22 protein-coding genes are annotated in these 18848 nt (G+C 57.3%); 21 read left to right on the forward strand and 1 reads right to left on the reverse strand.

Going from position 1 to position 18848, the window contains the following annotated elements; genetic code table 11:
- Nucleotides 1-10: 10 nt before the first annotated feature.
- The 3 genes from ACW14G_RS13690 (at nt 11) to ACW14G_RS13700 (ending at nt 3055) form a co-directional block, all read left to right on the forward strand.
- Nucleotides 11-622, forward strand: coding sequence for a PFL_4669 family integrating conjugative element protein (locus ACW14G_RS13690; protein WP_221914662.1), 612 nt, complete (start codon nt 11-13; stop codon nt 620-622).
- Nucleotides 612-1037, forward strand: a complete 426-nt coding sequence (locus tag ACW14G_RS13695) for a DUF3158 family protein (protein WP_455648638.1) — start codon at nt 612-614, stop codon at nt 1035-1037. Before ACW14G_RS13690 ends, ACW14G_RS13695 begins: the two co-directional genes overlap by 11 nt.
- Before the next feature lie 191 nt (nt 1038-1228).
- Nucleotides 1229-3055, forward strand: coding sequence for a DNA topoisomerase III (locus ACW14G_RS13700; RefSeq protein WP_455648630.1), 1827 nt, complete (start codon nt 1229-1231; stop codon nt 3053-3055).
- A 47-nt stretch (nt 3056-3102) separates the two neighbouring features.
- On the opposite strand, the gene ACW14G_RS13705 is transcribed toward ACW14G_RS13700, so the two are convergent.
- Nucleotides 3103-3573, reverse strand: a complete 471-nt coding sequence (locus tag ACW14G_RS13705; protein ID WP_080340068.1) for an Hsp20 family protein — start codon at nt 3571-3573, stop codon at nt 3103-3105.
- Between the two features lie 386 nt (nt 3574-3959).
- Here ACW14G_RS13705 and ACW14G_RS13710 point away from each other — a divergent pair, with 386 nt between their 5' ends.
- The 18 genes from ACW14G_RS13710 to ACW14G_RS13795 all read left to right on the forward strand — a co-directional run bounded on the left by ACW14G_RS13710 (nt 3960) and on the right by ACW14G_RS13795 (nt 18800).
- Nucleotides 3960-4403 (forward strand): STY4534 family ICE replication protein, encoded by a 444-nt coding sequence (locus ACW14G_RS13710; RefSeq protein ID WP_274123288.1) that lies wholly within the window; start codon nt 3960-3962, stop codon nt 4401-4403.
- Nucleotides 4404-4476: 73 nt separating this feature from the next.
- Entirely contained in the window at nt 4477-4857 is a 381-nt protein-coding gene (locus ACW14G_RS13715) for a hypothetical protein (protein WP_274123286.1), read from the forward strand.
- Between the two features lie 111 nt (nt 4858-4968).
- A complete protein-coding gene (gene pilL2, locus ACW14G_RS13720) occupies nt 4969-5628 on the forward strand; it encodes a PFGI-1 class ICE element type IV pilus protein PilL2 (protein ID WP_455648631.1) in 660 nt (219 codons plus the stop codon).
- Between the two features lie 3 nt (nt 5629-5631).
- On the forward strand, nt 5632-6306 hold the full coding sequence (locus ACW14G_RS13725) for a TIGR03759 family integrating conjugative element protein (protein WP_455648632.1): 675 nt from the start codon (nt 5632-5634) through the stop codon (nt 6304-6306).
- On the forward strand, nt 6285-6803 hold the full coding sequence (locus tag ACW14G_RS13730; RefSeq protein ID WP_455648633.1) for a transglycosylase SLT domain-containing protein: 519 nt from the start codon (nt 6285-6287) through the stop codon (nt 6801-6803). Before ACW14G_RS13725 ends, ACW14G_RS13730 begins: the two co-directional genes overlap by 22 nt.
- A complete protein-coding gene (traD, locus tag ACW14G_RS13735) occupies nt 6800-8818 on the forward strand; it encodes a type IV conjugative transfer system coupling protein TraD (RefSeq protein WP_455648634.1) in 2019 nt (672 codons plus the stop codon). The genes ACW14G_RS13730 and traD overlap by 4 nt, the downstream gene beginning before the upstream one ends.
- On the forward strand, nt 8815-9447 hold the full coding sequence (locus tag ACW14G_RS13740) for a DUF4400 domain-containing protein (RefSeq protein ID WP_455648635.1): 633 nt from the start codon (nt 8815-8817) through the stop codon (nt 9445-9447). The genes traD and ACW14G_RS13740 overlap by 4 nt, the downstream gene beginning before the upstream one ends.
- A 60-nt stretch (nt 9448-9507) precedes the next feature.
- Nucleotides 9508-10749 (forward strand): hypothetical protein, encoded by a 1242-nt coding sequence (locus ACW14G_RS13745; protein ID WP_200109529.1) that lies wholly within the window; start codon nt 9508-9510, stop codon nt 10747-10749.
- Nucleotides 10750-10818: 69 nt separating this feature from the next.
- Nucleotides 10819-11127, forward strand: coding sequence for an integrative conjugative element protein, RAQPRD family (locus ACW14G_RS13750; protein WP_417117268.1), 309 nt, complete (start codon nt 10819-10821; stop codon nt 11125-11127).
- Nucleotides 11120-11353, forward strand: a complete 234-nt coding sequence (locus ACW14G_RS13755) for a TIGR03758 family integrating conjugative element protein (protein WP_200109533.1) — start codon at nt 11120-11122, stop codon at nt 11351-11353. Before ACW14G_RS13750 ends, ACW14G_RS13755 begins: the two co-directional genes overlap by 8 nt.
- Nucleotides 11354-11362: 9 nt before the next feature.
- A complete protein-coding gene (locus ACW14G_RS13760; RefSeq protein ID WP_023212783.1) occupies nt 11363-11680 on the forward strand; it encodes a TIGR03745 family integrating conjugative element membrane protein in 318 nt (105 codons plus the stop codon).
- Between the two features lies 1 nt (nt 11681).
- Nucleotides 11682-12035, forward strand: a complete 354-nt coding sequence (locus tag ACW14G_RS13765) for a TIGR03750 family conjugal transfer protein (protein ID WP_220543876.1) — start codon at nt 11682-11684, stop codon at nt 12033-12035.
- Nucleotides 12032-12691 (forward strand): PFL_4703 family integrating conjugative element protein, encoded by a 660-nt coding sequence (locus tag ACW14G_RS13770; protein ID WP_154022594.1) that lies wholly within the window; start codon nt 12032-12034, stop codon nt 12689-12691. The genes ACW14G_RS13765 and ACW14G_RS13770 overlap by 4 nt, the downstream gene beginning before the upstream one ends.
- On the forward strand, nt 12688-13455 hold the full coding sequence (locus ACW14G_RS13775; protein WP_455648636.1) for a TIGR03749 family integrating conjugative element protein: 768 nt from the start codon (nt 12688-12690) through the stop codon (nt 13453-13455). Before ACW14G_RS13770 ends, ACW14G_RS13775 begins: the two co-directional genes overlap by 4 nt.
- The gene (locus tag ACW14G_RS13780; protein ID WP_417117267.1) at nt 13452-14744 is read left to right on the forward strand and encodes a TIGR03752 family integrating conjugative element protein; all 1293 of its coding nucleotides are present in this window, start codon (nt 13452-13454) and stop codon (nt 14742-14744) included. Before ACW14G_RS13775 ends, ACW14G_RS13780 begins: the two co-directional genes overlap by 4 nt.
- Nucleotides 14741-15100, forward strand: a complete 360-nt coding sequence (locus tag ACW14G_RS13785) for a TIGR03751 family conjugal transfer lipoprotein (RefSeq protein ID WP_049056496.1) — start codon at nt 14741-14743, stop codon at nt 15098-15100. Before ACW14G_RS13780 ends, ACW14G_RS13785 begins: the two co-directional genes overlap by 4 nt.
- The gene (locus tag ACW14G_RS13790) at nt 15097-17727 is read left to right on the forward strand and encodes a conjugative transfer ATPase (protein ID WP_049056495.1); all 2631 of its coding nucleotides are present in this window, start codon (nt 15097-15099) and stop codon (nt 17725-17727) included. Before ACW14G_RS13785 ends, ACW14G_RS13790 begins: the two co-directional genes overlap by 4 nt.
- Before the next feature lie 488 nt (nt 17728-18215).
- The gene (locus ACW14G_RS13795; protein WP_455648637.1) at nt 18216-18800 is read left to right on the forward strand and encodes a hypothetical protein; all 585 of its coding nucleotides are present in this window, start codon (nt 18216-18218) and stop codon (nt 18798-18800) included.
- The last annotated feature ends 48 nt before the right edge of the window (nt 18801-18848 follow it).

Genomic DNA, 18848 nt, shown 5'->3' on the forward strand with positions numbered 1-18848 from the left:
AGAATTTCCGATGCCTGGCACAACCCTGTTCAGCGATATCCGCATCACCCTGCACACCCGCGTCGCCGCCCGGCTGTGGCAGGCGCATCCCACCGGTATGCTGTTATGTCTGGCGTTACTCAGGCGTCTGCTGCGCGCCGAAGAGGCTGACGATCCGTGGGCCGCCCACTGGCTGAAGCAACTGCGCATCCGCCTGAACCTGATCGCACACCTGCTGAAGCAAAAAAACCGTCGGCTGGACCAAGCCTTCGCCAGCCTGTCGGGCGCTATCCACACCACGCAGGTCAGTAACCCGTCCCCGACCGAATTCATCCTGCCGCTGGCGCTGTTCTCACCGCCCGGTTCGCGCCTGCTGCAACAGTTGCTTGATTACGATCTGCTGGTCCGCCGTACTCTGCTCGCCTGGCACCTCGGCCTTATCACCCAGGCGGAGAAGCGCGATTTCATTGCCACCATCCCACGCCTGATGCTCCAGGTGTTCAGCTTCGTGAACCGCTTTCGCACCACTGGCGTGACCCGCGCCGACGTGAGGGCGAACAGTCCGCTGGCGCAGACGATGGCGCATAAGCTCGGAAATTTGCCCAAAAAGATGCTTGCGGAGATCCTGCGTGATGAACAATGACGACGACGAAGAAAGCGCCGCCCGCAAAAGCTCGCTAAAGGGCCTTTTAAAGGCCTTTAAGGGTAAGGGAGAGCTGCGAGCGCTGGTGCGGGAATTACAGACGCTGCGCGCGCAACTGCAACAACGTCAGCCGATGCTGAAACAGGCGGTGTATGAATTGCCGGGGCATAACGTACCGCTGATCCTGTGCAGCAACCCGGCGCGCTCCGGCGTCAGCTATCTGCGCTGGCGTAATCTGGACAACAACCGTTCGGGAGGCGTGGCGTTGCAGGAGGCCATTCAACAGCCGGACGCGAGCGATGAACTGCGCAATGCGTTGATGGCGCTCGAATGGCGGCGGCAGGTGCTGAATACGCAGCTTTCAGTGGTGATGTTTATGCTGCGGCGGATACGGCCTTTAACCACGCTGGTTTAAAATTTTGTGCAAAGTTAAACCCTGAGTGTCACTTTAGCGAAAATTTTAAACTCACCTCATGCACCTAAAAACAGGCACTATCCGCTTAATGCACGTTTTAAGGTGCAATTTTCACCTTCTCCCTCCAGTTTCCCCTGTCACCTTATCCCCCCGGCACACCATGCTGAACTCCCTTTCACCGGAGACAGCCCATGCAACTTTACCTGTGCGAAAAACCCTCTCAGGCGCGCGATATTGCCCGCGTGCTTGACGCCCGTAACCGCAGCGACGGCTACCTGCATAACGCCAATGTGACCATCACCTGGTGCTTTGGCCATCTGCTGAGCATGGCCGCGCCGGAGGATTACGATCCGGCGCTGAAACACTGGCGGGCAGAGCATCTGCCGTTTATTCCTCCGGCATGGCGGCTGGTGATCCGCCCGGAGGTGCACAAGCAGTTCCGCATCATTGAGAAGCTGCTGAAACAGGCGGATGCAGTGGTGATTGCCACCGACGCCGATCGCGAAGGCGAAACCATCGCCCGTGAAATTCTGGAACAGTGCCGCTGGCGCGGTCCGATCCAGCGACTGTGGCTGTCAGCGCTGGATGAGGCCAGTATTCACACAGCGCTCGCTACGCTGCGACCCGGCGACAGCACGTTTTCGCTGTACCAGGCAGGACTGGCGCGCGCCCGCGCTGACTGGCTGGTCGGCATCAACATGACCCGCGCCTGCACGCTGATGAACCGGCGGCACAAAGGCGTGCTCTCCGTGGGCCGGGTGCAGACGCCGACCCTGCATCTGGTGGTGGAACGCGATCGGGAGATCGCCCGTTTCACGCCCCGCCCCTGGTGGCGGGTAGATGCCCGGCTGCATGCGGAGGGTGCTTCCTTTCTGGCACAGTGGCAGCCGGATAGTGCGTACTGCGACGACGAAGGCCGCTGTATCCGCGAATCCGCCGCCCGCGAGGCCACTGCGCACCTGCAACAGGCCGGAACCGCGCTGGTAATGGACGTGACAACCCGGCGGGAGAAAACGCCGCCACCGCTGGCCTTCACCCTCAGCGCCCTGCAACAGGTCTGCTCAAAACAGTGGGGCATGGGTGCGCAGGAGGTGCTGGATATCGCCCAGCGCCTGTATGAAACCCATAAAGCCGCCACCTATCCGCGTACCGACTGTGGCTATCTGCCGCTTTCCATGCACGCTGAAGCGCCGCAGGTGCTGGCCGCGCTGGTCGCCAGCGACGTCACACTCCAGCCCCTCGCCACACAGCTAAATTTGCAGCAGCACTCCCGGCTGTGGGACGACAGCAAAATCACCGCCCACCACGGCATCATCCCGACCCGTAAAACGGTAGATCTGACACAGATGAATGACAGCGAGCGCAAGGTTTACGGCCTGGTACGCAGCCATTTTCTGGCGCAGTTTCTGCCGGACCATGAGGTGGATAAAACGGAGTTGCGCCTGAACTGCGCCGGGGAAACGCTGGTTGCCCGTGGCTCAGTGGTGATTGTCAGCGGCTGGCGACAACTGTTTTTACGCGAGATGGCAACGCACTCACCGGAGGAAACGCAGGCACTTCCCGCCCTGCAACAGGGGCAACCCTGCGAGGTAGAACAGGTGGATGTTCGCGCCCGCCAGACCCAGCCGCCGGAGCACTACACGGAAGGGACGCTGGTTGCCGCGATGAAAAATGCCGCCCGTTTTGTCAGCGATGAGCGTCTGAAGCAGCAGCTGAAAGAGAACGCGGGAATCGGCACCGAAGCCACCCGCGCCGGGATTATCCAGACGCTCCTTAAGCGCGGTTATCTGATTAAGCAACGCCGCTTTCTGCTGGCAACGGATACCGCCAGCGCGCTGATTGACGCCCTGCCGGAAGCGCTGAAAGATCCGGGCACCACCGCGCTATGGGAGCAGATGCTGGATGACATCGCGACGGGGAAAATGGGGATGGAGGCGTTCCTCGTGCAGCAACAAGAGGCCGTTACAGCGCTCACGGCTCAAATAGTCAGAAGCCAGAACAGTGGCTCATCAGGTTAGCAAAACGCCCGGCATTTGCCGGGCGTGAAAACAACGTCAGTCAACGATTACGGCTTGTGTTCAATCGCCGGGTTGTTGTTGATGGCGATGCGCTGTGGTTTCTCTTCTTCCGGGATATCCTGGTGTAATTCAATCGCCAGCAAGCCGTTTTCCAGCGAAGCGCCGGTCACTTTCACATGCTCCGGCAGACTATAGCTGGCCCGGAAGTCGCTGCGGCTTATACCCCGGTGGATCCACCCTTCTTCGCCGTTTTCGGTTTTCTCCTCTTCACGTTTACCGCTGATGTTCAGCTGACCGCCGACGGTTTCAATTTCCAGTTCGCTCTCTTTCCAGCCCGGCACGCTGAGCGTCAGTTCATAGCGGTTATCGCCCAGTCGCCGGATATTGTAAGAAGGCGTGGAGGGCAACGGTGTACTGCCGGTTAGCTGGCTAAAAAGGCGATCGATACGGTTAAAACGGTCCGCAAACAGAGAATCGGAGAGATCGTGTAACATGGGAAAAGTTCTGAGAGTCATCATGTACCTCCTGAACAGTAAAAAGAATATTCAAAAAGTTCATGTCTTATGGGCAGGTGTTCCTTACCCGCTTTCTATATGAGGTTACTGCACAATATTTCAACTCACCGAAGCGAGATTTTGTGATTAAAATCACATGTTCTTCTGCCCAGCCTGTCACGGAAATTATTCAGCCACCGGTAACAAATCTCGCTGTCCTCTCACCCCGAAAGCTGTTGCTGTAATGCCGTTATCAGCAAAACCCGCCATGCATTCCTGAAACGCGGAGGCGCACAGCGCGGAATGCCCGTACTGCCAGTAACTCTGAGGTCTTGCAGCCAATGAGCCAAACCCGAAGCGGGGCGTTCCCGCGCATGGGGCCTCCGCATCTTCAACACGGAGATACCACCATGAACGATACCCATTACTTCAACCTGTACGCCAGCGGTCTGGGCTACCTCAACCGGATCCGGGAAGTGACCCCGAAAAAAGGCGAACCGTTCCTGTGCTGCGACATTGCCGCACTGCGGGGCGAAACCAACAACGCGGAGCACACCTGGTTCGACTGCCGCGTCAGCGGCAAGGAAGCGCAGAAACTGGTGCGCCGCTGTATCGGCGCCTGTGAGCAGAAGCGCAAGGTACTGATCCAGTTCCGCCTCGGCGATCTGTATGCCGACACCTTTGTCTACAGCAAAGGCGACCGTAAAGGCGAAACCGGTGTCAGCCTGAAAGCCCATCTGCTGCACATCGGGCTCATCAAAATTGACGGTGAAGAAGTTTACCGGGCAGAGCGCGAAGCTGATTCACAGCCAGCACCAGCCACACCGCCAACAGAGCCTGTAGCGCAGTTCTGACGCACAGCATTCACCCTGCCGGGGAAATTCCCCGTCGGGGCGTTTCCCTGGTCTTTTACCGGAGAGACGCACGATGAATACCGTATTGAACTCACGCGAAGAAGCCCTTGACCGGGGCAAACTGATTAACCTTGATGACGAGGCGCTGGACGCTGGCTTGCCGCTGGATCTAGCCATAACTCTTTCGGCCCATAAGCACTGTCTTGAAGACCGGAATGACAACGCCATCAAGGATTTGCTGAAAGGTGTTGAAATGGCAGCGGTAGTGGCCTTTATCTCCCACCAACCGCCGCAGCACACCATTCGTATCGATTACCGCTCGGTGCTGACGCAAAAAACCAACGGCAGCACGCAGCAGCAAACCGTCAGGCTGACGTTACGCGTTCATTTTTCTGAGCAAGGCATCCCCATCGCCGCCACGCTGGGGCTGATGGGGGAAAGATTCCCTTATTGATCTGATTTTGCGCCCTTAACCGGGCGCTATTTTTTGACGCCGCAAACAGTTGTCGGTAGTCCCCAGCCCTCTCATCCTGCACGCTCCTGTAAAAACACTGTGGAGGATGCGATGAAACGACTGCTGCCAGCCCTGCTCCTGTTTATTTTCAACGGCGTGGCCGCCGCCTCTCCTGCAACGCCAGAAGTCGTCCGCTACGACCGCTATCTGCTGGTCAGCACGTCACCGCAACAGCCGCCACTCGAACAGCTTACCGCCCTGTCCGTTCCGCCCGGTATTCACCCGACGGTAGGGGAAGCGTTGCAATATCTGCTGCGCGACAGCGGCTGGTCTTTGTGTCTCGCCGATGCACGCCGGGCGCAGCTTTATGGGCTCCCATTACCGCTGAGCCAGTACAACACCGGCCCGCTGCGCCTGAAGAGCGCCCTGCAACTGCTGGCGGGCCCGGCGTGGCGGGTGATCACCGACGAAAACCGCCGCGAAGTCTGTTTCGCCAGCGACCATTCCCTCCCCCAGACGGTGGCTTACCGTCATTCCGTGTCCCTCCACCCTTTGGGGCCGTTAACGGCCCCGTTTTTTCTCGCAGGGACCGTACAGCGCGGTGATATCCGCCTGGCGGTGATAGTGCCGCCGGAGGCTGTTTACCTCCATCAGGTGGTATGGCTGCGCAGGGGGGAACAGTGGCAAGGCTGGCAACTGGAGCGGTTTGATGAGCGCCGGGCGGTGTTCCGTCACGGCAAACGCCAACTGACGCTGAAGATGGCGGAGTAAGCGATGAAACGTCTAGTTCCTCTGTTACTGTTCACCGCCAGCACGTGGGCGCAACCGTTTGAAGTGCAGACCAGCAAGAATGCGGACTCAGCTCTCAGGCCGCTGACAACACAACAGCAGGCCACCGTCTGGGGTATCACACCAGAGGAGTGGCAGCGCTATCTCACGCTGAAACAACAGGCGCGCGGCGTCTGGTCGCCGGGGCTCGATCCGCTGACCACCCTGGGCGTCGAAGCCGACACTGACCACGAGCGCCAGCGCTTCGCCGAACTGCTGGTCAGGCAGGAGTACCGGCGGCTGGAGAAGGAACTTGCCTTCCAGCGCGCCTATGACGCCGCCTGGCAACGCCTCTATCCGGGCCTGACGCCGCTGAAAACCACCTCCACCAGCACTTCCCGCGTTTCGCTGTTTGTCCAGGATGACTGCCCGCCCTGCGACAGCCTGCTGCGTACTTTGCTGGCGCAACAGCGCCCGCTGGATATCTGGCTGGTCGGGAGCAGGAGTGATGACAACCGGGTGCGCCGTTGGGCGATGGCGCACGGCATTGATGCAAAACTGGTGAGTGAACACAGCATCACGCTTAACCACGACGCGGGTCGCTGGCTGCTTTTGGGCCAGAGCAAAATCCCGGTGGCGCTGGAGCGTAAGGGGGAGCAATGGCGCGAGGTCCTGCCCTGATCCTGCTGCTGCCCTGCCTGGCGCTGGCGCAGCCTCTGCCGGAAGCGTACCTGCGCGCTGCGGAGCATTTCCGCGTACCGCCGGAACTGCTGTGGGCGGTGACGCAAACCGAAAGCGGGGCGAACCTGAGCGGCAAACATCGCCCGTGGCCGTGGACGCTCAATATCGCCGGGACCGGCTACCGCTACGCCAGCCGGGAGCAGGCCTGCCAGGCGCTGCTTGCCGCTATCCGTCGCACCAGTCCGAAGCGCATTGACGTGGGGCTCGGGCAAATCAATATCGGCTGGCACCGGGCGTATTTTGACTCGCCCTGCGACGCCCTGCATCCCCTGCAGAACCTGTCGCTCACCGCCCGCCTGCTGCGTCAGCGCTACGATGAACGTCCCGGAAGCTGGCTCAACGCCGCCGCCCGCTATCACCGTCCTGCTGGCGGCGCGCCCGCCGCACGCTACCGCAAGCTGGTCAGCCACCATCTTCAACAGGCCGCACCGCCATGAGTCGCTATTCGCTGGAGGCGCTGCTGCGCCCGCCTGTAGAGTTTTACAGCACCGTCACCGCTGGCTGTGGCGCATTAATCTGCCTGACGCAGGCCCCGCTGCTGATGCTGACGCCGTGGCAGGCCCGCCTGATGGCCTGCGCCCTGATGCTTCTGGCACTGCGACGCGGCTGGCAGGGATGGCACATCGTACGCTACCAGCGTAACCTCCTGCGCCTGCCGCGCTACGCGCTCACCAGCCGGAAAATCCCGGTCAGCCGCCAGAGGCTGTTTCTCGGCAAAGGCTTTCGCTGGCTGCCCATTCATACCCAGCGGCTGTACGACTGCCTGCAACCGGAAGCCGCGCGCTGGCTGCGCCCGGGATGGTGTTACCGTCTGGCAAGACACATCGAAAAACATGTCGAGCACACCCTGCCCGGCCTTACCCGCCTGCTCAGCGCCGATCGCTGGCTGAATCCGGTGCGCCCGCTACCGCCCGTCGGCGGCAATCCGTGGTTGCACGGGGTGGAACTGAAAGAGTGCGACGTCACCCTACCGCTCAGTGAACGCCCCGGCCATACGCTGGTGCTCGGTACCACCCGCGTCGGCAAAACCCGGCTGGCGGAACTGCTTGCCACTCAGGACATCCGCCGTGGCGAGGTGGTGATCGTTTTCGATCCGAAAGGCGACGCGGATCTGCTGAAGCGTCTGTGGACAGAGACGCAGCGCGCCGGACGCGGCGACCGCTTTATCCTGTTTCACCTGGCGTATCCGGAGATCTCTGCCCGCTACAACGCGATCGGGCGCTTTGGCCGCATTTCGGAAGTAGCGTCACGCCTCACCGGACAGCTTTCCGGCGAAGGTAACTCGGCAGCCTTCCGCGAGTTCGCCTGGCGCTTTGTCAACATCATCGCCCGCGCTCTGGTAGCGCTCGGCCAGCGCCCCGACTATCAGTTGATATCCCGCCACGTCGTCAATATCGACGCCCTGTTTATTGACTATGCCCGCATCGTGCTGCCACGCCACAACCCGCGGGCGTGGGAAGTGGTGGCGCAACTGGCGGAGCGCGTTAACGACAAAAACACGCCACGCCATATGCTGGGCCGCGATCCTCACGTGGTGGCGCTGGAGCAGTACCTCAACGCGGAGAAATTATACGATCCGATCCTCGACGGCCTGCTCTCGGCGGTGCGCTATGACAAAACCTACTTCGACAAGATTGTCGCCTCGCTGCTGCCGCTGCTGGAAAAGCTGACCACCGGCACGCTCGCTGCCCTGCTCGCCCCGGATTACCACGATCTGGACGACATGCGATCGATCCTCGACTGGCAACAGGCGATCCGCCAGAAAGCAGTGGTCTATGTCGGGCTGGACGCGCTCTCCGATACGGTGGTCGCTGCCGCCGTCGGCAACTCAATGTTTGCTGACCTGGTGAGCGTCGCCGGACATCTCTACAAGTTTGGTCTGAATGATGGACTGCCCGGCAACAGTGAAAAACCGCCGCCTATCAACCTGCATTGCGATGAGTTTAATGAACTGATGGGCGAGGAGTTTATTCCGCTGGTCAACAAGGGCGGCGGCGCAGGTATTCAGGTCACCGCCTACACCCAGACGTTGAGTGATATTCAGGCCCGAATCGGCAACGCACCGAAGACAGGCCAGGTGGTAGGGAACTTCAACAACCTGATTATGTTGCGGGTGCGCGAAACCGCCACCGCCGAACTACTGACGAAGCAACTGCCACAGGTCGAAGTGCGCAACCGCCAGGTGAGTTCCGGTGTCACCGACACACCGGGCGGCATCAACAGCTTTACCAGCAACACCCGCGAGCAGGTGGTCACCCGCAATGTACCGCTGCTGGATACCGCCGCGTTGATTCAACTTCCTAAAGGCCAGGCCTTTGCCCTGCTTGAGGGCGGGCAGCTGTGGAAAATTCGTCTGCCACTGCCCGTAGCAGATAAGCACAGCCCACTACCGGAGTCCGTCGCGCAACTGGTGGCCTGGATGCAGGCGCGCCAGCAGGGACAGCCGGAATGAGTGAACAGCAACCGCCTCCATCACTTCCGCCACAAGGACCGATTGGCTGGCTTCTGTCGCTGGCCGGACGGCTTATTGGGCTGGTTATTGGCGCGCTGGTTCTAAGGATCGTACTAGAGCTGGCGGGGCTGTATTTCTGGTGGCCGCAGGAGGGGTGCAGGCATATTTTTCAAGTGATGAGGCAAGAGCAAACTGAGCTGGTTATTGCGTTGCAGTCACATCCGCTGAAGAATGAAATGGTGATGTTGCTGGAGAACGGGACAACTCACGGGCTTTTGGCTAACAGGTTCCTGCAGAAACCGTTCACCGTCCTGGCTTATACGCTGGTGAGTTTTATGCTGCGTCTGACATGGCTCGTCGCCATGCTTCCCCTGCTTTGCCTGTGTGTTGTAATCGGGCTGGCCGAAGGTCTGGTACAGCGGGATTTGAGGCGGTTTGGTTCCGGGCTGGAATCGGTTTTTCTCCACCGCTACGTCATCAGGTCCGGCAGTTCAGTCGCCACCACGCTGTGGGTGTTTTATCTGGCACAGCCGCTGTTTGTACCCGCGATGCTGGTTTTACTGCCCGCCACCTTATGGCTTGGGATAACGGTATGGATGGCTGCAGGGAGTTTTAAGCGTTGGTTATAAGTTGCTCAAAAAATCGCCCCTCACTACAATGCAAATTTTATCAGATATGGAATTCGGATTATGAATAAATCTGTCATAAAGCTGCTGAATAAAAAATTCATTATTTCAGTAATAACCTCATCTACATTTATTACTGGATGCACAATGGCTGTTATATGGTTCTATCTGTCAAACATTGATAGATTAGATATTTTCTTTGATGCTATAAGCCTCAGTTCAGCCTTAGGTATCATATTCTTCTTTATATTAGTATCGATTTCGGGGTTTAGCTTAGTAATTTTCATTTCCTCTTTTATTTTAATACTCATTTACACAGGATACGAAGATAAATTTAAAGATTACTCAAGCATGCCTCATCGAATTTCCACTGTTTGTTATCTAAATAGTTTATTTATATGCTGCGGTATGATTGTTGGCTACTACATTTATTATCTTTCTGGATGGAGTGGTTATTTCATAAGCTCCACCAGCCTAGTATTGATGCTTGCTCATAGTTATACTGTCTCCTTTTTTAGGCTATTTAGAATACAGAAGTTTCGTTTACATAAATCTGATAACTACGAGAAATTGCCCAGCAAAAAAGGATTATTATTCTTATTACCCTTGCAGCTTATGGCTCCCGGGATCGTTCAAATATTACCCATGTTATTTCTGCTTACCCAACTTGATTTTAGTGAGGGGACAAGTGATTGGGTTGAAATGCTAATGCTCCTTGCCTTAACAGCGGCTATTGTTACTATTGGCATTCTGCCTGGCGCCATACATCTTAATGAGCGCAAAAATGGCAATAGAATCACTAGCTTCATAGTTGTTTTAATATGCATACCCGTCGTGATTGCTGTATTCAGTGTCTGGTATCGTCCCATCCCAAATATGATCATTAATATGGCGATGAATCTCTCAGGCATTAGTGACTGGAGAACACATCAGTATTATATTGAAAGCAAAACTCATCCTCATAGTATGTTTAATGGCTTAATCTGGAACACTAGATACTATCAAGAAATTCCCGAGAGATTTTTCATCACCGGAGTCAGTACATTTACTTTAGGGGATATAAAGTTGATATGCCCAACTGAAATAACTGAAGCAAGAAAAGAGAGTTTAAAATTTACCGTTAATGATATCAATGAGTATGAGCAAAAAGGGAAACAGTTAAAGGCGGTAGCCATGAAATGCATCCCTTTTGATAAGAAGGATATTCACACCTGGGATTCGCCATTATCTGAGCCGATCTATTACGAGAAAGTCAAACAGACCGTAGATAACTCTATGCTAAAAATTCTCCATACCCTGAAATGAGTTTTTAGATGTTATCTTTATCACGCTCTCCTACTCTGCTCATCATTACGGGCACCAGGAGAGCTTCCAATGCATCTACAGACCGCAATATTACTAACAATTCTGCCTTTCCCGGCCCTGGCCTACGCCACCCCGGAATCCACCCAGCTCGCCCTTGCGCTGAAACAACTCAACGGCGTGAAAACTTCGCTGGAACGCGCCCAAACCCGCGCCAGCACCGATCCGCAGTCGCGCTATTTCTTCGACTACTTACAGGCGCAGCAGGACGTCTCTGCCGTTGAACAGGGCATCCGCCACTACCTTGCCCCGGCAAGGGCTCAGCCGCGCACCGTTCAGCCACTGAGCGCCAGTTATCAGCGGGAGAACCCCGATGACTAACTCGCAACTCGCCGCTTTTCAGGCCGCCAGCCTGAGCAAACCGGAGACCGTCAGCCTGTTGGTGCTCGGCCTGTTTACCAGCGTCATGCTGCTGTGGTGTGCCTGGACACTAATGGTCGCCTGGCAGGGAGTCTGCCGCCAGCGTCTGAGCTGGCAGAGTTTTGGCGCGGTGGCGGCCCGTTCACTGTTACTGGTGCTGGTCAATTTCTGGCTGGTACTGAGCTAAGGAGGTTCCATGCGCTGGCTGTTGTTACTGTTATTCGCTGCATTCAACGCCTTCGCCGACCTGCCAACGATGGAAGATCCATCACGCGGCCAAGGTCAGGGCATTATGGAGACGCTGCAAAACTACGGTTTTGACATCGTGGTGCTGCTGGCGCTGGCCATCTGCGCCGTCGGTTTTCTGGTAGTGGCGAACAACTGCATTGCCACCTACTCGGAGATCCAGAGCGGGCGCAAGCAGTGGAAAGATCTGGGCTCGATGGCGGGCGTCGGCAGTATTCTTCTGGTGGTCATCATCTGGCTGCTCAACCAGGCTTCGGACGTCCTGTAATATGGCGACTATCCCCTTTCTCCCCGACCGCCTCAACCGCGAACCCGTGGTCTGGCGCGGCCTGACCACCAGCGAGCTGTTTCTCGCGCTGGCTCTCGGCCTGGGCGGCGGCTGCGCGTTCGGCATTCTGCTGGCCCTGATAACCCACTACTGGCCGTTGATCCCCGGTTCGGCGCTGGCGGGCGCGGCATTACTGATTCAGGGCGGCGGACGAATCCTGGCCCGCGCCAAACGTGGCAAGCCCGACAGTTGGCTACCGCAGGCGATTCTTGCCTGGCTGGAACGTCATCATCTTCGCGGCGCACAACTGGTGCAGCACAGTACCGTATGGGTAGTGCGCAGGAGTCCGCGATGAGCCGCTTTCGCCACGCGCTGGCCGAGCGCGATAACCATATCCTGACGCTGCGGGCAGTGATTGTTCTGCTGTGCCTGTGCCTGACGGGCGTCGGCTACGGCTGGTACAGCGCGCCGCAAAAGCTCACCCTCTGGTTCCCACCGGACCTGCGCAGCGGCAGCACCCGCCCGTGGTGGGAAGTGCCGCCCGCCAGCGTCTACGCCTTCACCTTTTATATCTTCCAGCAGTTGAATCGCTGGCCGGACAACGGTGAGGAAGACTATTCCCGCAACCTGCGCTCGCTGCGCGCCTACCTGACGCCCGCCTGCTACACCCGGCTGGAGCACGATTTTCAGGTACGGCGCAACGGTGGTGAACTGCGTGAGCGCACGCGCGGCGTGTATGAACTTCCCGGCCACGGTTACAGCAGCCTGGTGCATGACGGTGATAAACCCCCTCTTCCTCGCGTCGAGGCATTAAGCCGGGACGCCTGGCAAGTGACGCTGGACGTGGCAGTTGAAGAGTATTACCAGAACGAACCGGTGAAAAAAGCGCTGGTGCGCTACCCGTTGCAGGTGGTGCGTTACGCCATTGATGCGGAGAAAAACCCGTGGGGGCTAGCAATCGACTGTACCGACGCCGCGCCGCAGCGTCTGGTGGCGGAGGAGAAACCATGAGGCATATCCTCTTTGCTTTATTGTTCAGTTTCCCGGCCTTCGCCACGGAAGTGGTGCAGTGGGAAAACATCCCGCTGCCCGTCACGCTGCATATCGGGCTGGAGCGGATTGTCGATGTGGGGAAAGCGGTGCGTATTGGCTATCCCGCCACGCTGGAAGGCAAAGTGCGTCTGCAAAGTGCGGGCGGCAAAGTCTTCCTACTGGCAAATACGGCGTTCCCGTCCACCCGCATTCAACTACGAGATACCGGCAGTGGCGAGCTGATCCTGCTGGATATTCAAGCAACCCAAAGCACTTCGCCACTTGAACCCGTGCAAATCAGCTACACACCGCAGACGTCCCCCACAACAAAAACGCCCGTCCCGGTGACAGCATCAACCGAGCCTCTGCCCGTCCTGCTGGTGCGCTATGCCGCGCAAAACCTGTATGCCCCGCTGCGTACCGTCGAAGCCCTGCCCGGCGTCACACCTGCCCCCGTTCGACTGGCAAAACACATCACCACCTTACTACCACAGCAGCCTGTTACCGCCATCCCGCTGGCATCATGGCAGGTTAACGCCACCACCGTCACCGCTATCCGCCTGCAAAACCTTAGCGGGCAGCGCATCACGCTCGATCCGCGCGATCTTCAGGGACAATTCACCGCCGCCGCTTTCCAGCATGACTGGCTCGGCCCACGTGGTCTGGCGGAAGACACCACCGTGGTGTACCTGGTGACGGAAGGCCGCATCTCCCGCGCCCTGCTGCCGGAGCCAGCGCCATGATGCCGCGCCAGAACGTCCTGCTGAAAATTCTGCTGCCGCTGATTGTGCTTATCACCGTCTGGCTGCTGTTGCGCCCGACAGGCAAAAGTACGCCGGAGACCTCCTCCCGTACCGTGGCGGCATTAACGCCGCAGGAACTGCGCGATCTGGGCATCGACGGCGACACGCCTGCCGATACCGTCGCCACGCTGGTTGGTCAGATGAAGCAGTACCGTCGCGAGCTTCAGGCGATCCAGAGCGATAACGAAAGCCAGCAGGCCCGCGAGAAGCGGCTGAAAGCGCAGCAGAGTACGCTGGCATCGCAACTGCGTGAGGATATGCGCCGCCAACAGGATCAGATGCGCGACGAACTGCTGAAAAGCCAGCGGGGACTGCTGGATAAACTCGACCGTCTGATGGCGAAACGCCCGGATGATATCCCGCCCGGTCTGGGACTGACGCCCGGCGAACTACCTGCCGACGTACAGCCGGATATCCGCTGGTTGGAGCCGCTGGATGCTCCTCCGCCCGTGGATGACAGGGTGCTGCGCGTCCCCCTGAAAGCGGCGGACAAACCGCCGCCGAAACCTGACGTAAAGGTCTACACCCTGCCGCAGAACGCCACGCTGACCGGATCGGTTGCCATGACGGCGCTGATTGGTCGCGTACCACTTAACGGCACCGTCAGCGATCCCTACCCGTTCAAACTGCTGATTGGCGAGGACAACCTCACCGCCAACGGCATCGAACTGCCGGACGTGGCGGGCGCGGTAGTCTCCGGTATCGCCTCCGGCGACTGGACGCTCTCCTGTGTGCGCGGGCAAATCACCTCGATGACCTTTGTGTTTCACGACGGCACCATCCGCACCGTCCCGCAGGCCGGCAAATCTGGCAACAAACAGCAGGAGATCGGCTGGCTCTCGGATAACCAGGGTCTGCCGTGTATTCCCGGCGAGCGCAAAAGCAACGCGAAAGAGTACCTGACTTCGCAGTTCCTGCTGGCAGGCTCCGGTGCGGCGGCACAGGCGTTTGCGAACGGTGAAAGCACCACCGTGGTGGAGGACGGCAGCATCACCAGCGCCGTGACGGGCAACAACGGCCAGTACGTCCTCGGCCAGGCCATCGGCGGCGGGCTGAAAGAAACCGCCGACTGGATGAAACAGCACTACGGCCAGATGTTCGATGCCGTGTATGTCCCGCCGGGCCATAAGGTGGCGGTGCATCTCACCGAACCGCTGACCATCGACTACGAGCCGGAAGGCCGCCAGGTGAAATACCAGCAGGTCAGCACGCCGGGAGGTCTGGAATGATACGCACCCTCTTGATGCTTCTGTTTTTGCTGGCCGGATGCAGCACCTCGCAGGAGGAGCTGATGCCGGTCGATCCTGACGCCAGTATGCTCACCCTGTGGCAGCAGCAAAGCAGCGGCAATGCGGCTCTGCTGGATGCCCGCGCACAATTGCGCCGCCCGCCGGATGGCCCGGTGGAACAATCTGCGGCAGACACTCTCCGCAGCCAGTTCCCGCGCCTGCCCAACCCGGATATGGTGTTGTACGTATTCCCGCACCTCAACCGCAACACGCCGGTACCCGGATACAGCACCGTGTTCCCCTTCTATACCCGCCCGCAGTATGCGCTGCCGGGCGAACGCCTGACGCCGCCATGAGTGAACGGCGCGGCCTGACCGAACAGGCGCTGAATGCCAGCTACCGCAAGGGCCCGTCATTTGTCGACTGGCTGCCGTGGGTGGAATTTTTGCCGGAGTCGCAGACGCTGCTACTGGAAGATGGGCGTTCAGTGGGTGCGGTGTTTGAACTGACGCCTGTTGGCAGCGAAGGCCGCTCGACGGCGTTTCTGGAACAGGTCCGCGATACCGTCACTGACGCATTGCAGGATGCCTTTGATGAGCATGAACGTGCGCCGTGGGTGGTACAGTTTTTCTGTCAGGATGAGGACGACAGCGAGGCGTGGCTGGAGACTCTTGCCGCTTATGCCGCACCGGAAATCCGCGATTCCGCCTTTACCCGTGAATGGCTCACACAGATGGCAAACCATATGGCGAATCTCACCCGCGATGGGGGGCTGTTTCTCGATAACACCGTGACCCGTACCCGCTGGCGTGCGACGTGGCGGCGCACGCGGATGGTGGTCTACCGCTGGCTGCCCGGCCTCTCACCGGATGAACCTTCCCCGGAAGAGACGCTGAACCACATCTGCGAACGGATTACCGCCGGGCTGAAAGCGGCGGGTATCAGCGCGGTCCGCCAGAATGAGCAGACCATCCACCGCTGGCTGGTGCGCTGGTTTAACCCTGCGCCGCCCGTTGAAGATAAAAAAGCCTTCTGGCGACAACTGGATTTACCTGAAGCCGAATCCCTGACCGTTATTACCGATTTCGCCGAACGACTGCTGACGAGCGAACCGCGCTCAGATGCGGAGAACGGCGTCTGGTGGCTGGATAACCGCCCGCATAAAGTGGTGGTCGTCGACCGCCTGCGCAAAGTGCCGCCGCCCGGCCTGCTGACCGGAGAAACCTCGCGCGGCGACGGCATCAATGCCCTGTTCGACCTGTTGCCAGCAGGCACCATCATGAACCTGACGGTGGTGGCGTATCCGCAGGACAAGCTGGAGCAGCATATCAGCCATCTTTCCGAGCGGGCGATTGGCGACAACACCGATTCCGAATACACCCGCCGCGACTGCCGCGAAGTCCGCGGTTACCTGAAGGACGGCCACAAGCTGTACCGCAGCACGCTGGTGTTTTACCTGCACGCCCCCGATACCAATACCCTGTTTCGCCAGCAGCGCCAGTTGCACAGCCTGCTGCTGAACGCCGGGCTGGTGCCGGTACAGGAACAGCACGAAGTGGCCCCCATAAGCCACTGGCTGCGCTGGCTGCCGATGTGTTTCGATCCCCTGCGCGACCTGCGTGGGCTGTATACCCGGTTCAACTTCGTGCAACATATCGCCGGAATGCTGCCGGTTTACGGGCGGGAAACCGGTACCGGGCACCCGGGCATTTGCTACTTCAACCGTGGCGGCGAGCCACTCTGTTTCGATCCGCTGAACAGACTCGACCGCGCCCAGAACGGCCACCTGCTGTTACTCGGTCCGACCGGGGCGGGGAAATCCGCCACTCTCAACACCAGAATCGCGCAACTGATGGCGCTACACCGCCCACGTCTGTTTATCATCGAGGCAGGGAACTCGTTCGGCCTGATGGCTGATTACGCCGCCGCCCACGGCCTGACGGTGAATAAAATCAGCCTGCGTCCCGGTTCCGGCATTACCCTACCCCTGTTCGCCGACGCCTGGCGACTGGTGGAACAAGCCATCACCGACGCCGAACCGCCGGAGGACGAAGAGAACGACGGCGATGACCAGCGCGACGTGCTGGGCGAGATGGAGATCACCGCCCGGCTGATGATCACCGGCGGCGAAGCGAAAGAGGATGCGCGCCTCACCCGGCCAGACCGGGCGATGATCCGCCAGGCAATAATCGCCGCAGCTCACACCTGCTATCAGGAAAAGCGCCAGACGCTGACGCAGGATATTCGCGAAGCGCTGTTCGACCTTTCCCGCGATACCATTTTGCCGGAGGTACGCCGCCAGCGGGCGTATGAGATGGCGGAATCCATCAACCTGTTCTGCGCCGGGTTTGAAGGCGAACTGTTTAACCGCGAAGGTCAGATGTGGCCTGAGGCGGATATCACGCTGGTGGATCTCGCCACCTTCGCCCGCGAAGGCTACGAAGCACAGCTTGCCATCAGCTATATCTCGCTTATTAACCATATCAACAACCTCGGCGAACGCGACCAGCATCTGGCGCGACCCATCGTTAATATCACCGATGAGGCGCATATCATTACCGTCAATCCGCTGCTGGCGCGCTTTCTGACTAAAGGGTCGAAGATGTGGCGCAAGCTTGGGATTTGGCTGTGGCTCGCCACCCAGAACCTGGCAGATTTTCCTGATGAGGCGAAGAAACTGCTCAACATGATCGAGTGGTGGGAACTGCTGGTGATGCCGCCGGAGGAGATCGATCAGGTGTGCCGGTTTAAGGCGCTGACCGAAGAACAGCGCCAGTTGCTACGCTCGGCGGTGAAATCACCGGGGCAGTATACGGAAGGCGTGGTGCTCTCACCGCGAGTTGAAGCGCTGTTCCGGGTGGTGCCGCCAGCGCTCTATCTGGCACTGGCAATGACCGAGAAACATGAAAAGGCGGAGCGGATGCGGATTATGAAGGAGACGGGGTGTAGTGAGGTGGAGGCGGCTATGAAGTTTAAGTTCTAAATTTTATCAATTGCTGCACTGATTCCATGCCGTCATAGTTCTTATTCCTGTGAACATTCTTTACAGACATGATATAAAACCATCTCATTGCTTGCCGGGTTAACTGAGTTGCTGAATTTTTTACTAGAATTTCGCAAAATTTAATAGGTAAACCTTGTTTTTTTTAATTTACGATGATATAAAAATAATGCCCTAAACAAAGGTTTAGGGGTATTGTACAGGTTGTCAAGCCTCCCACAGTTCTTGGTGAACCCAATCACTGTGACGACGGTAAGCAACACTTGGATGATATTCATAATTGACTCCACGCTACTGATTACATTATACAGCATATCTAACATTTGCGGCGAGGTTCACAATTTGTATTTAGGTACTGATTGTGGATGAGAAGGTTGGAGAAAGACCACTTGGTTAAGCCGGAGGATGTGTCCTAGAATTGTCGCTATTCTGTCATCCTCCGGTTTTGCTAATTTCACTCAGGAAATATAATGAATAATGATGATTATCCATGGTTCAGAAAACGTGGTTATTTGCATTTCGATGAACCTGTTTCATTAAAAAAAGCGGTTAAATATGTTTCCTCTCCAGAAAAAATAACAAAACATTCTTTTCTACCATTTTTAAGCTTTGAAGTTAAATCGTTTAAAATCAAAAAAGACAAATTAACAAAGCAATTAAGTAAAACTGAAAAATTAAGACCTATTGCCTACTCCTCACATTTGGATAGTCATATCTATGCATTTTACGCAGAATATCTTACTGGACATTATGAATTATTGATCCAAGAAAACAATTTACACGAGAACATCCTTGCCTTCAGATCTTTAAATAAAAGCAATATAGAATTTGCCAAGAGAGCATTTGATACAATTACTGAAATGGGTGAATGTAGCGCTGTTGCATTAGATCTTTCTGGTTTTTTTGACAATTTAGATCATCAAATTTTGAAACACCAGTGGTGCAAAGTTATTGGGACTGAAGCGTTGCCGCAAGACCATTTTGCCATATATAAAAGTATAACAAGATATTCTAATGTTGTTAAAAATAGAGCTTATGAGTTCTTAGGTATATGATTAAATAACCACATGTAAATTAGACGCATGATCTGCTCCCCTGTTGAT

The organism is Kluyvera sp. (assembly GCF_965301105.1).